Below are 14,660 nucleotides of genomic sequence, written 5' to 3'. Positions count from 1 at the left end.
CATGCGCATCCTGATGCTGGTCATCTCCAACGTCGCCACCGACACCCGGGTGATGCGCGAGGCGGCGGCGCTGGCCGACGCCGGGCACGCCGTCCACGTCATCGGCAAGGACGTCTCCACCGGCTACGAGCCGCCCTCGGGCGTCACCGTGGCCAGCGTCGGCGCCGGGTCGGCCTTCCGCAAGGAGGGCGCGGAGTCGCTCGGCGCGCGCCGCAAGCTTCCGCCGCACCTGCGGGCCGCCCGCTGGCTGCTGCTGCCGCAGCACCGCAACTCGGCCTTCGCCGCGTGGCGCTCCAAGGCCGGGCAGCTGGCCGCCGAGGCCGAGTTCGACGTCGTGCACGCCCACGACTTCAACACTCTGGCGCTCGGTGCGGAGCTGGCGCGGCAGCACCGGGTGCCGCTGGTCTACGACACCCACGAGCTGTGGCAGGGCCGGCCGCGGGTGGGCCGGCCCACGCCGGTGCAGAAACGCCGCGAGGCGCGGCAGGAGCAGGCCTGGGGGGCGCGCGCCGCGACGGTGATCACGGTCGGCGAGGGCGTCGCCGACGCGCTGCGCGAGGCCTACGGCTGGCGCCACGTGGAGGTCGTGCGCAACACCTTCCCGCTGCCCGAGGGCGGCCCGGTCGAGCCGCCGGCGGCGGCCTCCGGGGCGGTCTACGCCGGCCGCATCGCGCCGTTCCGCGAGCTGGAGGCCATCGCCGGGGCCTCGGAGCTGGTCCGGCCGCTGCGGATCGTGATCGCGGGCCCGGCCGACGACACCTATCTGGGGTCGTTCGACGGCAAGGCGGCCGAGGTCGTCGGCCCGCGTCCGGTGGACGAGGTCGACGCGCTGCTGCGGGAGCTGGGGATCTCGCTGGTGACGCACTCGGACAAGTGGCTGAACCACCGGCTGGCGATGCCGAACAAGCTGTTCCACGCGGTCCGCGCCGGCGTGCCGGTGGTCGGGACCGATGTGCAGGAGCTGCGGCGGGTCGTCGAGCAGTACAAGCTGGGCGCGCTGTACCGGCCGGGCGACGCCGCGTCGCTGGCCGAGGCGCTGCGCGAGGTGGCGCAGAACTACGCGACCTACGCGGCGAATGTCAGGTCCGCGGCCCCGGCGCTGAGCTGGGAGGCCGACGCGGGGGTGCTGAGGGGGATCTATGAACGGCTCGTCCCACGAGCTGATTGACTACGGCCGCTTCGCCGAGCGGTTGGCCGCCCAGCGGGCGGAGCCGGACCCGGCGAAGCGGTGGGACCTGTACCGCGCGTTCCAGCAGGAGTGGGGATACGTCCCGACCGGGGGACGGCGCTGGTCCGGCGGGGAGCAGTCCGAGGCCGAGGCCGAGGAGCTCGACCCGGAGGAGCTGGCGGCGCTCGTCCCGCCGGAGCGCGTGCCGGCGGCGCTGACCGAGTGGTGGCGGCTGCCGTTCAACTCCTTCGCCGACTCCTGGCAGATGTACTGGACCAATCCGGTGTGGCCGCCGACCTGGCGTCCGGACCCCAGCGGCTACGGCGTGTCCGACGGCCTGGAGCCGGACAGCCCGTTGGCGGCGGATCCGGACGACCTGCGGCTGTGCTGTTTCATGGCCGAGTACGAGTACTGCAACGAGTGGGCGTATCTGAGCACTGAGGGGCACCTGCCGGACCCCCGGGTCTTCGTGTCCACCGACGACGGCTGGACGCTCCAGGCCGACTCGATGTCCGAGTTCTTCCTGGTGCTGGCCGTGACCGGGCTGCCGGACACGCTCGCGTGGCATGCCCGCTGCGACGAACGCAAGCTCGGCGACGGCGGTTTCGACGCGATGGCGGCGCGCATCGCCGGCACGCTGCCCGAGCTCGGCTTCCACCCGTGGCGCGAGCTGACGATGACCAAGGTCTTCCACGGCGGCCCGGACGTGCTGGCGAGCGTCGATCCCACCGGGGACGACTTCCGCCTGTGCGCCTACGGCCGCACCGAGGAAGCCCTGCGCCGGCTGCTCGGGGAGCTCGGCGGCGAGTGGGAAGTCCGCAGGCCCCGTCCGCCGAGGACACCGGAGGAGAGCAAAGGATGATCGACTACGGCCGGTTCGCCGAACGGCTGGCGGCGCAGCGCGCGAATCCGGACCCGGCCCGGCGCTGGGACCTGTACCGCGAGTTCCACGCCGAATGGGGCTTCAGGCCGGTGCGGGAGCCGGAGGCGCTGTCCGGCTACATCGCGGACCTGGTCGGCGAGGCCGGCACCGACGATCCGGAGGAGGACCCCGGCATCCCGGAGGCGCTGGCCGAGTGGTGGGTGCTGCCGGAGAACTCGTGGCTGTACGCCGAGCTGGACGAGTCCTCGGCGCACTGGCCGCCGCGGTGGTGGAGCCCCGACGGCGGCGACGTGCGGCTGCTGGCGCCGGACAGCCCGCTGGCCGTCCCCGGCTCCGACGATCTGCGCACCGTCGCCTTCATGGCCGAGGCGCAGTACACCCAGGAGTGGGGCTACCTCAGCGCGCAGTCCACGGTCGCCGATCCCCAGGTGCTGGTCACCGAGGGCGAGGAGTGGGAGCCGGTGGCGCCGACGCTCAGCGAGTTCGCGCTGCTGCTGGCGGCGGTGCGGGTGCCGGCGGGCTTCGGCTGGCAGGCGTACCCCGGGGGCGGCGAGGACGAGATCGTCGCGCGGGTCCAGCTGCACTGGCCGCCGCTGGGGCTGCCGACGTGGCGCGAGTGCGGCGCCCAGCTGACCCTGTACGGCGGCCCGGACGCCGTCATCGTCGTCGACGAGGGCTGGGGCGACTACCCGTTCCGGCTGTGCACCCGCACCCGGGAGGCGGCGGAGCTGATGATCGACAGGCTCGGCGGCTCGGACTGGTCGCTGTTCGAGCCGGAGCAGTAGGGTCGGGCCGTGGCTCATCTCCGTGTTCTGTACGCCCCGCGAGACATCGCCGGACAGCCGTCCGAGTGGGCGAAGGCCCTGCGCGCGCAGGGCGTGGACGCCCAGGTCTGGTCGTTCGGGGAGTCCGCGTTCGGGCTGCGCCCGGACCGCGAGTGGATGCAGGACCGGCTGCTGGCCGACCCGATGTACCGCTGGCAGGTGCTGGACGAGGCGGTGCGCGGCTTCGACGTGATCCACCTCCAGTACGGCCGCGGCCTGCTGGACGCCAAGGAGCCGGTGCTGCCCGAGCTGTGGGACCTGCCGCTGCTGCGCTCCCTGGGCAAGCGCGTCTACATGCACTGGCACGGCTCCGACGTCCGCCTGCCCTCGGTCCACGCCGAGCGCGAGCCGGACTCCTACCTGGCCGGCGCGACCGTCGACGAGGACGCGATCCGGGCCCGGGTCTCGGTGGCCCGCCGCTTCTGCGACGCGATGTTCGTCTCCACCGCCGGCCTGCCGGACTACGTCCCGGACGCCGAACTGGTGCCGCTGGCCCTGGACGTCGCGGCCTGGCGCACCACCCGCGGCGCGGAGCCGGCCGTCCCGGTGGTCGTCCACCTGCCTTCACGCCGCTCCACGAAGGGCTCGGACCAGGTCGACGCCGCTCTACGTCCGCTCCACGACGAGGGCGTCATCGTCTACCGTCCGCTGTCCGGCCTGACCCGTGACCAGGTGAAGGCCGAGTTCGCCAAGGCCGACCTGGTGGTCGACTCCCTGACCATCGGCGACCACGGCGTGGTCAGCTGCGAGGCGATGGCCAGCGGCGCGATCGCGGTGGCGCACGTTCACGAGCGCGTCCGCGCCCGCTCGGCGATGCCCGAGGCGGCCGTGCCCGAACTGCCGATCGTCGAGGCCACCGCCGCCACCCTCGCCGACGTGGTCCGCGGCCTGGCCGCCGACCCGGCCGAGCGCGCCCGCCTGCGGACCGCGGGCCTGACCTGGGTGACGCAGCGCCATGACAGCGGCGTGGTGGCGACCCAGCTGCTGGCGGCGTACACCCGCCCGCGCGGCCGCGTGGTCAGTGCCTACCCGGAGTGGCCGGAGTCGACAGGCCAGAAGCGGGTGCGGGAACTGGAGTCCGAGATCGAGCGGCTGCGGGCCCAGCTGGGGCCGAACGGCGAGCCGGTGCCCGGACTGACGCGCCGCGACCGGCTGGAGGCGAAGCCGGGGCTGCATCTGGCGGTGCGGCGGGCGGACCGGGCTTATCGGAGCCTGCGGAAGAAGCTGAGGTAGGGGAAGCGGGGGCGGGCGGGGTCAGGTGCCGAAGGCTTTGACAGCGGCGGCGTCCAGATCGACGGGTACTTTGACGCCGGCGACGTCGAGTACCACCTGGCCCAGGTGAGCGACTTCGTCACCGCGGACAGGCACTTCGACGAGCAGGAGACGATGCCCGCTCCGCTCGATTCGCCACGACGGGATACCGGCGCCGCGATACAGGCTCGGCTTCACACGGCGGTCGTTGACCTGCGATCCGGGCGACATGATCTCGACGGCCAGGATGACGTTCTGTGCTTCGGTGACTTTGTCCGGGGCGTACGTGGCACGCCTGATGACGAAGATGTCCGGCCGTGGCACATTCTCCTCGTCCACGATCACGTCAAGATCCGTGAACACGACGAAGTCCTCCCCGAGGACATCCTCCAAGCGCCGCGCGAGGTGATTCGCGACGATTCCATGCCAGGGCCTTGATGACGGACTCACGGTGAGCGCTCCTCCGATGAGTTCCACTTTGAGCTTCTCGTCCACGCCGAGGGCGAAGAAGTCCTTCGTGGTCAGTGGCTCGGAGGCGTCCATGATGGAGTTCAAGTCGAAACCTCCTTCGATTTCCTCGCCATCATCCGACACGCTCATCGGGCATCAGTCCCTTTCTTTTCCTCTATCTCACCCATTCGGCCCTGGCGATCCGCTCGAATGGGTAACTTCCACTTTCCCTGATCGTTCCGACACAACCCGCGCGCCGTCCCCGAGCCGACCCGCGTCACCGTGGTGCAATGGAACGATGACTCACAGCGACCATAGCCCTCGCGTCGTGATGCTCGTCGGCAACTTCGTCGATGGGGACTCCCGGGTGCAGAAGGAAGCGCGGTACGCCGCGGCGGCCGGGTGGGACACGTACCTGGTGGGGCGGTCGCCCAGTGGGCGGCGCGAGGAGTACACGCTCGGGGCGGCGACCGTGGTGCGGGCCGCCGAGACGATGACCGCCACGCGGTACCGGGCCTCGCATCCGCATCGGCGGGGGGTGCGGGGGATGATCGCCTACCGCTCGTTGGAGCTCACGCGCACGCGGCATCAGCGGCAGCGGCTGCGGCAGCGGGATCTGATGACCGATCGGCTGCTCCTGGCGCGGCGGCTGGCGGGCGGACCGCGGCCCGCGGAGGCGGTGGCGGCGCGCGCGGCGATGGTCGTGCGGGTGCTGGGTGTGCGGCTGCGCGGGCATTGGGTCGCGGCGCGGAAGCGGGCCTTCGACCGGAACTACGCGGCCGCCGCGCAGGGGCCGAGCAACGCGTGGGAGCGGGCCATGGTGCGGCGCGGCGGCGACACGGCGGCGTGGACCGTGCAGCCGCGGCTGGCCGACTTCGAGGACTCCTTCGGGCGGGTCGCCGACGCGCTGGAGCCGGACGTGATCCACGCCAACGACGCCGAGATGCTCGGCGTCGCGGTGCGCGCGGCGGTCCGGGCCCGCCGGGCGGGGCGGCGGGTCGCGGTGGTCTACGACTCGCACGAGTACACCGCCGGCGACCTGCGGCCGGAGGACGTCACCTGGGCGCCGGTGATAACGGCTCAGGAGGCGAAGTACATCCCGATGGCCGACGGCGTGCTGACCGCCGTCGACAACTTCGCCGACAAGCTGGTCGAGCACCACGGCCTCGCGGTGCGGCCCACGGTGGTGCGCAACATGCCCGAGGCGTCGACCTTCACCGTGCCCGGCGGCCGGGGACCGGGAGTGCGCGGGCGGCTGGGCCTCGGGCCGGAGGCGACCGTGCTGGTGTATCCGGGCTCGGTGACGCCGATCCGCGGCCTGGACACGGCGGTCCGCGCGCTGCCGCAGCTGCCCGACGCGCACCTGGTGCTGCTGGTGGGCTCCCGGTCCGGCCACGTCGCCGAACTCGCCGCGCTCGCCGAGCAGCTGCGGGTCGCCCCGCAGTTCCACGTCCTGGACTACGTGCCGGTCGAGGACCTCACCGACTTCATCGCCTCCGCCGACATCGGGGTCGACACCCTGCGCCGCGTCCCGACGCAGGAGCTGACGATCACCACCAAGTACTGGTCCTACATCGGCGCCCGGCTCCCGGTCGTGGTCAGCGACGTCAAGGCCGCCGGGGAGCTGACCCGGCTGCTCGGCAACGGCGAGGTGTTCGAGGTCGACGACGCCGACGGCTTCGCGCGGGCGGTCCGGGCGGTCGCCGCCGACCGGGCGCGCTACGCGGCGGTGTACACCGACGAGATGCTCGCCCGGCACAGCTGGGAGGGGCAGGTCCCGGAGCTGCTCGCGCTCTACGAGCGGGTGAGCGGTCTGCGGCCGGTCCCGCGCGGCGGCGCCGGGACGGTCAAAAATCCGGTCAAAAATCCGGTCGGAGATCCGGTCGGGGATCCGGCCGGGGACCCGGTCACGGGCCCGGCCGCCTCAGCCGCCCCACCGCCCCGCGCGGCATCACCCGAATCGGCTAACGTTGCGGCACCGGATGCCGCCGTCCCCGGGACGTCGTGATCGAACCGGACGCCCCGGACGACGCGGCGCGAGTGACCGACCAGAAAGCCGCCGCGCATGCCTGAGCAGGACCAGCCAGCCCCGTCGGCCGAGCCGGCAGAGTCGGTTTCGCCGGCCACGTCGGCAGGGGCCGCTTTGCCGGCCGAGTCGGCCGAGTCGGCCTCGCCGGAGGAGCCCGAAGCAGCCCCCGCCGCCCGGAACCGCGCCGTGGTCGTCTCCGCCGCGCCGGCCGGCGCCGACCGCGCCGCGCGTGCCGAGGCCGACCGGCTGCTCGCCCAGGGCTACAGCGTCCTGCTGCTCACCCCGGCGTTCGGCAAGCGCAAGCCCGAGGCCTCGCACGGCGGCGTGCACGTCGTCGAGACTCGGGTCGGCACCGCCTTCGACACCGCCCCCGGCGCGCTCGGCAAGCTCGGCCGCAAGGCGGTCCTGAGCACCCGCAACGTCCGCGGCAAGGCGCTCCGCGACCCGGCCGCCACCTGGTCCGCGGCCGACGTCGCCGCCGAGTTCGGCCCCTACCTCGACGCCTTCGCCCCGGACGTGGTCGTGGCCGCCGACAAGACCGCGGGCAAAGCGGCGGCCAAGCTCGGCCGCACCGCTGTCGCCCCCGGCGCGGCGCGGCCCGCCGCCAAGGCCGTGGAGCCGGCACCGTCGCTGCTCATCGGCTCCAACAACAACGCGGGCATGGGCTACGCCTGGGCCCGCGCGGTCGACACCCACGCCGGCATCAGGGCCCGCAACATCCAGAAAAAGAGCTACGCCTTCGGCTACGGCTCGGACATCAAGGCCGAGGACAAGGACTGGGTGGACCCGCTGTGGGGCCTGGGCCGGGTCGCCGACACCCTGGACACCGTCACCCACGTGCTGTCCGAGAGCGGTCTGGCGGTCTTCGGGCGGCTCAACGGCGGGCAGCTCGCCGACGACCTGCCGGAGCTGCGCCGCGCCGGGATCCGCGCCGGGCTGCTGTTCCACGGCTCCGACATCCGCTCGCCGGACCGGCACGTCGAGCTCTACAAGTTCTCGCCGTTCCGGGCCCCGGCGACCGACGAGGACCGGCAGCTCACCGAGGTCCTGCGCGGCAAGACCGCCGAGATGGCCAAGTGGGTCGCCGACTTCGACGGCCCGGTGTTCGTCTCCACCCCGGACCTGGTCGACGACGTCCCGCAGGCCACCTGGCTGCCGGTGGTGGTCGACCTGGCCCAGTGGACCGAGGGCGCCCGCCCGCCGCTGGAGCGCGAGGTGCCGGTGGTGGTGCACGCGCCGTCGCGGCCGTTCATGAAGGGCTCGGACCTGATCGAGCCCACCCTGCGCGACCTGGAGGCCAGGGGCCTGATCGAGTACCGGCGGCTGGAGCACATCCCGCAGGCCGAGCTGGTCGGCGTGGTGCAGGACGCGGACATCGTGCTGGACCACTTCGTGATCGGCAACTACGGCGTGATGACCTGCCAGGCCATGGCGGCCGGCCGGGTCAGCATCGCCAACATCGACCGGCGGGTCCGGGACCGGGTGCCGGCGCGGATCCCCACCCTGCAGGCCGACCCCGACACGCTGGCCGAGGTGATCGAGGGCGTGCTCGCCGACCGGGACGCGGCGCGCGCGGTGGCCGCCACCGGCCGGGCGTTCGTCCAGGAGTTCCACGACGGGCGCAAGTCGGCCCAGGCCCTGGAGCCGTGGCTGCGCGGCTGACGGAGCCGGGATGTTTGTCATATGAGCCGTTGCTAAACTCCGAGCAGCCCCCAGCCTGCCCTCCGGAGGAGAACAGTGACCACGTCCGACCAGCGCCGTCCGCGAGTAGTCATGCTGGTCGGCAATTTCATCGACGGCGACTCCCGGGTGCAGAAGGAAGCACGCTCGGCGGCCGAGGCCGGATGGGACACCTACCTGGTGGGACGCTCCCGCAGCGGCAAGCGCGAGGAGTCCGAGCTCGGCGAGGTCACCGTGCTGCGCCCGGCCGAGAGCATGGCCGCCACCAAGTACCGGACCTACCACCCGCGCCGCACCGGCGTCGGCGGCCTGATCGCGTACTCCACGATCGAGCTCGGCAAGGTCAAGCACCAGCGCCAGCGCATACGCCAGTCCAACCTGGCGGTGGAGCGCGAGCTGCTGGCCCGCAAGGCCGCCGACGGCATGAACCCGGCCTCGAAGCTGGTCGACGAGGCCGTGCTGGCCGCCCGCGCGCTCGGCGTGAAGGCGGCCGGCTACTGGATCGCCGCCCGCAAGCAGGCCCTGGACCACAACTACGCCGCCGTGCAGGATTCCCCGAGCACCTCCTCCGAGCAGCGGAAGGTGCGCCGCGGCGGCGAGGGCGCGGTGTGGGACGCCCAGCCCCGGCTGGTCGACTTCGAGGACTCCTTCGGCCGCGCCGCCGACGAGCTGGAGCCGGACCTGATCCACGCCAACGACGCCGAGATGCTCGGCGTCGCGGTGCGCGCGGCGGCCCGCGCCAAGGCCAAGGGCCGCACGGTGAAGGTCATCTACGACGCCCACGAGTTCTTCGCCGGCGACACCCGCGACAACCCCACCTGGGCCCCGGCGATGGCCGCTCAGGAGGCGAAGTACCTGCCGCTGGCCGACGCGGTGATGAGCCCGATCGAGGGCTACGCCGCCTCGATGGTGGAGTTCCACGGCATCGAGAAGTTCCCCGGGCGCAAGCCGCCGGTCCTGGTGAAGAACATGCCGGCGCTCGCCGACCTGGCCTCGGCCGGCGACGACGTGCCCGGCGTGCGCGGCGCCCTGGGCCTGGCCGCCGACGTCCCGCTGCTGGTGCACCCGGGCAGCGTCACCAACGTGCGCGGGCTCCAGACGGTCGTCGAGGCGCTGCCGGAGCTGCCCGGCGTGCACGCCGCGCTGCTGGTCGGCCGCCGCGACGGCTACGTGGCCGAGCTGGTCGCGATGGCCGCCGAGCTCGGCGTGTCAGACCGCTTCCACCTGCTGGACTACGTGCCCAGCGAGGAGCTCACCGCGTATCTGAGCTCGGCGACGATCGGCCTGGACACGCTGCTCCACACGCCGATGCACGAGCTCACCATCACCACCAAGTACTGGTCCTACATCAGTGCCCGGCTGCCGATGGTGGTCAGCGACGTCAAGGCCACCTCGGAGCTGACCCGGGAGCTCGGCAACGGCGAGATCTACGTGGCCGGCGACGCGGCGTCGTTCGTCGCGGCGGCGAGCAAGGTGCTGGCCGACCCGAGCGCCTACACCGGCGTCTACACCGACGAGACGCTGCACCGGTACTCGTGGGAGGGCCAGGCCGAGACCATGCTGGAGCTCTACCGGGAAGTGACCGGGCAGGACCCGTCAGCCCTCTGACGAGCGGTCCGCCGCGCCCCGGCCGTCACGTCCCGACCGTCACGCCCCGACTGTCACGTCCCGACCGTCACGCCCCGACTGTCACGCCAGCGCGGTCGGCCGCAGCCGCGTCGCCGCGGTCCCGCCGGAGAGCAGCACCTCGGCGATCCGCTCGCCGGCGCGGCCGTCCCACAGCTCGGGGCGGCGCGGGGCCGGCGGATCGGCAAGCACCCGCTGGGCGATCTCGACGATCCGCGCCGGGTCCAGGCCGGCCAGCACGTTGGTGCCCTCGGTCACGGTGATCGGGCGCTCGGTGTTGTCGCGCAGCGTCACGCACGGGACGCCCAGGGCCGTGGTCTCCTCCTGGACCCCGCCGCTGTCGGTGAGCACGATGCGGGCGCCGGCCTGGAGCGCGACGAAGTCCAGGTAGCCGGCCGGGGGGACGACCCGGATCCGGTCGGTGGCGATCAGCTCGCGCAGCGCCTCCGCCGAGCGCGGGTGCGCCGGCAGGATCAGCGGGAGCTCCTCGGAGATCTTCGTCAGGGCGCTGATCAGCGGGGCCAGGGCCGCCGGGGAGTCGACGTTCGCCGGGCGGTGCAGCGTCACCAGGCCGTAGCCGCCGGGGGTCAGCCCCAGCCGCTCCAGGGCGCCGGAGGCCAGCGCCCGCTCCCGGTTGGCGAACAGCGTGTCGATCATGACGTTGCCGACCAGGTGGATCTGGTCCGCGCGGTAGCCCTCGGCGCGCAGGTGCTCCACGGCGTCGGCGGACGGCGCCAGCAGGTAGTCGGCGAGCCGGTCCACGACCACCCGGTTCACCTCCTCCGGCATCGACCAGTCACGGCTGCGCAGACCCGCCTCGACATGCGCCAGCAGCGTCCCGGCCTTGGCCGCGACCAGGCCGCAGGCCACGGTCGAGGTCACGTCCCCGACCACCACCACGGCGTCCGGGGCCTCCTCGGCCACCACCGGCTCGAAGGCCAGCATGATCCGCGCGGTCTGCTCGGCCTGGGTGCCCGAGCCCGCGCCCAGGAAGCGGTCCGGCTGCCGGATGCCGAGGTCGCGGAAGAACACGTCGTTCATGGCCTCGTCGTAGTGCTGCCCGGTGTGCACCAGCACCACCTCGGCCCCGCGCGCCTCCAGCGCGTCCATGACCGGTTTGACCTTCATGTAGTTGGGGCGGGCCCCCGCCACACAGATGATCTTCAAGGGAATTCGCCGTCTCGCTCGGGTCGCTGCCTGACCCGGCAACTCTAGAACACCGGGGCGAGGCGGCCTCCGGACGGAGGCGGACCCGGAACCGGCGAGGCCCGGCCTCCCACCCCACAGGGGAAGCCGGGCTCCGCCGTCCTACAGCACTTCGACGTTGGCGCCGCTCAGCCGGTTCCGGCAATCGAGGACGTATTCCGCGTGCGCCAGCACCGCGTCGTAGTCGAACTCGGCGTGGTCGGCCAGCAGCACCACCGCGTCGGCGGCGGCGATCTCCTCGGCGGTGGCCTCCACCCGGACCAGCCGGGCGTCGGCGTGGATGTCGTCCACCACGTGCGGGTCCGCGCCGCGCACCTGCGCGCCGAGGTTCAGCAGCAGCTCGGCGACCCGGGTGGACGGCGATTCCCGGGCGTCGGAGGTGTTCGGCTTGTAGGCCAGGCCCAGCAGCAGGATCCGGGAGCCGTTCACGGTCCGGCGGCGGGCGTTGAAGGCCTCCATCAGGCGCCGCACGACGTAGTCCGGCATGTGGTTGTTCACGTCGTTGGCCAGCTCCACGAAGCGGAACGGCACGCCGACGGTGCGCTCCACCTTCCAGGACAGGAACGAGGGGTCGATCGGCAGGCAGTGCCCGCCGACGCCGGGGCCCGGGGTGAACTTCATGAAGCCGAACGGCTTGGACGCCGCCGCGCCGATCGCCTCCCAGACGTCCACCCCCAGCGCCTTGGCGAACATGGCTATCTCGTTCACCAGCGCGATGTTGACGTGCCGGAAGGTGTTCTCGATCAGCTTGGCGAGCTCGGCCTCCTTCGGGCCGGAGACCGGGACCGTGGTCTCCACCAGCGCGTCGTAGAACCCCTGGACCACCGCCAGCGAGGCGGCGTCGATGCCGGAGACCACCTTCGGCGTCTTGTGGAACGGCCAGGCCTGGTTGCCCGGGTCGATCCGCTCGGGGCTGAAGCCGGCGTGGAAGTCGCGGCCCGCGCTCAGGCCCGAGACCTCCTCCAGGATCGGCACCATCAGCTCCTCGGTGGTGCCCGGGTAGGTCGTGGACTCCAGGACCACGGTCGCGCCGGGGCGCAGGTGCGCGCCCAGGGTGCGGGCGCAGGACTCGATGTAGCTCAGGTCCGGGACGCCGTCGCGCAGCGGGGTCGGCACGGTGATCACCGCGAGGTCGAAGCCGGCCAGCGCGGCGGCCTCCGAGGTGGCGGAGTAGGCGCCGGACGCCAGCGCGGCGCGGACCCGCTCGGAGGCGACGTCCTCCACGTACGACTCGCCGGCCGCCAGCTGCTTCACGCGGTGCGGGTCCACGTCGTAGCCCACGACGCGGTGGCCGACTTCGGCCGCCCGGATCGCGAGCGGCAGCCCCACGTACCCCTGGCCGGCGACGACAACGTGCATGATGACTCCGAAAGGTCGAATCCGCTGCGCGCCGCTGAAGGCGCCGCGCCGCGCCAACTCTATGTGAGTGGGGCTGACGTCTCACGTCCGCTCATGTCCTGTATCCGCGCGGTTACGCGGGCGGCCATTGAGCTGTCGGGCCGCCGGGTCGCCGGGCCACTCGGTAGCCGGGCCACTGGGTCGCCGGGGCATTGCGCCGCCGGGCACCTCGGCCGCTGACGACCCGGGACGGGAGCCACCCGGCCTTGCGCCCGGGTACGGCGGTCACAGCCAGCCGCGCCGGGCCGCCTCCACGCCGGCCTCGAACCGGCTCTCGGCACCGAGCCGGTCCATCAGATCGGCCATGATCCGGCGCACGGTGCGCGCCGAGACCCCCAGCCGCTTGCCCGCGGCGTCGTCGGTGAGGCCGTCGGCCAGCAGCCGCAGCAGGTGCCGGTCGGTCGCCGACAGCTCGGCCGCGGCCTCCTCCGGCGCCGGATCGCCCAGCGGGACGGCGTCGGTCCAGATCAGTTCGAACAGCGCGGTCAGCTGGTCCACCAGGCCCGGTTCGCGCACGCACAGCGCGCCGGCGCTGGGCTGCTCCGGGTCGATCGGCACCATCGCGGTGCGACCGTCCACGATCAGCAGCCGGCGGGTGACCGCGGGGGAGACCCGGATCTCGGTGCCGCGCTCGGCCAGCCAGCGGCCGTAGGCCACGGTGTTCGGGTCCTTGCGGACCGAGGCGTGGTACAGCACCCGGGAGCGGACCCGGCGCACCACGTCGTCGTCGATGTTGCGGGAGGCCTCCAGCGAGGCGGTCGGCACCGCGTTGCCCGGCACCATCGACAGCGCCTCCACGGTCGCCCCGGCCAGCAGCTGCTCCAGCTCGGCCTGCACCGCGTCCAGCCCGATCAGCCGCTCGGCCGGCTCCCGGTCGGCCGCCGCCACCCGGCCGGCCGCCACCGCGTCCCGCCCGGCCGCCAGCTCCGCCTCCTGCCGGCGCACCAGCAGCTGCATCCCCGCGACCAGGGACACCGGGTACAGGGTCCCGGAGCGCTCCCGGGACGGCCGCAGCAGGGCCAGCTCCACCAGCCGGTCCAGGGTCTCCCGGATCGTGCGCTCGTCCTGGCCGAGGCGTTCGGCCAGCTCTCGGACGCCCACCGCGGGGTCGGCGAGCATCGCGCTGTACACCGCTTGTGCGAGCGGATCCAGTCCCAGCAAACCCAGCACGGCAGCCCCCTCACAACGGTTCAGCCTCCACGCCGGACCCCATGCTCGCAGCCGAACACCTTGGCGATCAAGGGGCATACGGCACGATTCCGCCGCGCCCCGTCTGGCCGGTCCCGGCCAGGCCTAAGGCGGACGCCCGGAGTCCGTTCCCTGGAGGCGGCGGCGCCGGTGAGACTCGACAGCGGTGAACACCCGGGTGCACACGGGGCCGTTCCCGGTCACCCGGGCTCAACCCAAAAAGAGGATGACAAGCAATGTCTCGTCTCAAGCGTTTCCTCGCCGCCTCCGCCCTGGCTTCCACCGTCGCCGCTACCCCGGTGGCCGTCCCGACCCTTGTCCAGGCCGACTCGGCGACCGCCGGGCCGGGCATCACCCACCCCGGCACCGTCCGCCCCGCGGGGCAGCCGTCCTGTGTCGGGTGCTGGGCCATCATGACCGAAGTGTGAGGGAGAACGACATGGAACTGATCATGGTGGCGGTTCAGCGCTCGGGCCTGGTCGGCGACCGGGGACTGTGCGCGGCGACGCTGCGGTACGCGCTGCAGGCGGTGTCGGGCGGGTCGAAGCGGGCCCTGGAGCACGCCCACGTCGTCGTCGACGAGGCCGGCGTCTACCCCGCGCGCCTGGTGGCCGGGCTGTACCTGGCCTCGGAGCCGGACCTGCCGGGCTCGGCGCGCGAGACCGCGACCGGACTGGTGCGGCGCGCGCTGGCCACGTCCCCGCTGCTGCGGGAGTGGGCGGTGGAGTGGGTCGACGGTCCTTATGGATACGAGCTCCTGGCCGCCGCGGCCGCCTACGAATCCCACGAGCCTTACGGGTCCTATGACGGCTCCATCCGCATCTGACCCTTTCCCGACCCCGCCAGGTCCCGTGTGCCCCGCCGACTTCCCCCCGCGGCGGGGCACACGGTTTTTTCGCGCCGGGTTTTTCCCGCCGCGGGGCTTCACTGTTTCTTCACCACTCGTCGCGGCGGACC

General features: G+C 73.0%; 13 protein-coding genes. 9 read left to right on the top strand and 4 right to left on the bottom strand.

All coding sequences use genetic code 11. The features are described 5' to 3' along the window. Nucleotide 1: 1 nt before the first annotated feature. From ABD481_RS37365 to ABD481_RS37350, 4 genes are read left to right on the top strand one after another with little or no spacing between them, the layout of a single operon-like run. Nucleotides 2-1,168, top strand: coding sequence for a glycosyltransferase family 4 protein (locus ABD481_RS37365; protein ID WP_344670595.1), 1,167 nt, complete (start codon nt 2-4; stop codon nt 1,166-1,168). Continuing rightward, complete coding sequence (locus ABD481_RS37360; RefSeq protein ID WP_344670594.1) at nt 1,140-2,030, top strand: hypothetical protein; 891 nt, start codon at nt 1,140-1,142, stop codon at nt 2,028-2,030. Before ABD481_RS37365 ends, ABD481_RS37360 begins: the two co-directional genes overlap by 29 nt. Next, nucleotides 2,027-2,836: a hypothetical protein gene (locus ABD481_RS37355; RefSeq protein ID WP_344670593.1), complete on the top strand. Its 810-nt coding sequence runs from the start codon at nt 2,027-2,029 to the stop codon at nt 2,834-2,836. Before ABD481_RS37360 ends, ABD481_RS37355 begins: the two co-directional genes overlap by 4 nt. 9 nt (nt 2,837-2,845) lie before the next feature. Then, a complete protein-coding gene (locus tag ABD481_RS37350; protein WP_344670592.1) occupies nt 2,846-4,108 on the top strand; it encodes a glycosyltransferase family protein in 1,263 nt (420 codons plus the stop codon). A gap of 21 nt (nt 4,109-4,129) precedes the next feature. Here the strand turns inward: ABD481_RS37350 and ABD481_RS37345 are convergent, their stop codons facing one another. After that, nucleotides 4,130-4,726, bottom strand: a complete 597-nt coding sequence (locus tag ABD481_RS37345; protein ID WP_344670591.1) for a Uma2 family endonuclease — start codon at nt 4,724-4,726, stop codon at nt 4,130-4,132. Between the two features lie 148 nt (nt 4,727-4,874). Between ABD481_RS37345 and ABD481_RS37340 the strand changes: the two genes are divergently transcribed. The 3 genes from ABD481_RS37340 to ABD481_RS37330 all read left to right on the top strand — a co-directional run bounded on the left by ABD481_RS37340 (nt 4,875) and on the right by ABD481_RS37330 (nt 9,893). Beyond that, entirely contained in the window at nt 4,875-6,584 is a 1,710-nt protein-coding gene (locus ABD481_RS37340) for a glycosyltransferase (protein ID WP_344670590.1), read from the top strand. A gap of 57 nt (nt 6,585-6,641) precedes the next feature. Next, nucleotides 6,642-8,267 (top strand): hypothetical protein, encoded by a 1,626-nt coding sequence (locus ABD481_RS37335; RefSeq protein WP_344670589.1) that lies wholly within the window; start codon nt 6,642-6,644, stop codon nt 8,265-8,267. A 75-nt stretch (nt 8,268-8,342) separates the two neighbouring features. Beyond that, nucleotides 8,343-9,893, top strand: a complete 1,551-nt coding sequence (locus tag ABD481_RS37330; protein ID WP_344670588.1) for a glycosyltransferase family 4 protein — start codon at nt 8,343-8,345, stop codon at nt 9,891-9,893. Between the two features lie 81 nt (nt 9,894-9,974). Here the strand turns inward: ABD481_RS37330 and wecB are convergent, their stop codons facing one another. The 3 genes from wecB to ABD481_RS37315 all read right to left on the bottom strand — a co-directional run bounded on the left by wecB (nt 9,975) and on the right by ABD481_RS37315 (nt 13,685). After that, nucleotides 9,975-11,078, bottom strand: a complete 1,104-nt coding sequence (gene wecB / locus ABD481_RS37325) for a non-hydrolyzing UDP-N-acetylglucosamine 2-epimerase (RefSeq protein WP_344670587.1) — start codon at nt 11,076-11,078, stop codon at nt 9,975-9,977. Between the two features lie 141 nt (nt 11,079-11,219). Beyond that, nucleotides 11,220-12,476: a nucleotide sugar dehydrogenase gene (locus ABD481_RS37320; RefSeq protein WP_344670586.1), complete on the bottom strand. Its 1,257-nt coding sequence runs from the start codon at nt 12,474-12,476 to the stop codon at nt 11,220-11,222. 264 nt (nt 12,477-12,740) lie between these two features. Beyond that, a complete protein-coding gene (locus ABD481_RS37315) occupies nt 12,741-13,685 on the bottom strand; it encodes a helix-turn-helix domain-containing protein (RefSeq protein WP_344670585.1) in 945 nt (314 codons plus the stop codon). Nucleotides 13,686-13,939: 254 nt separating this feature from the next. Here ABD481_RS37315 and ABD481_RS37310 point away from each other — a divergent pair, with 254 nt between their 5' ends. Continuing rightward, nucleotides 13,940-14,131, top strand: a complete 192-nt coding sequence (locus ABD481_RS37310) for a hypothetical protein (protein WP_344670584.1) — start codon at nt 13,940-13,942, stop codon at nt 14,129-14,131. 11 nt (nt 14,132-14,142) lie between these two features. Further along, on the top strand, nt 14,143-14,529 hold the full coding sequence (locus ABD481_RS37305) for a hypothetical protein (RefSeq protein ID WP_344670583.1): 387 nt from the start codon (nt 14,143-14,145) through the stop codon (nt 14,527-14,529). Nucleotides 14,530-14,660: the final 131 nt, after the last annotated feature.

Source organism: Catenulispora yoronensis (assembly GCF_039531695.1).
Lineage (GTDB): Bacteria > Actinomycetota > Actinomycetes > Streptomycetales > Catenulisporaceae > Catenulispora > Catenulispora yoronensis.
Note: the sequence above shows the minus strand (reverse complement) of the source record. Positions and strands in the feature narration are given on the sequence as shown.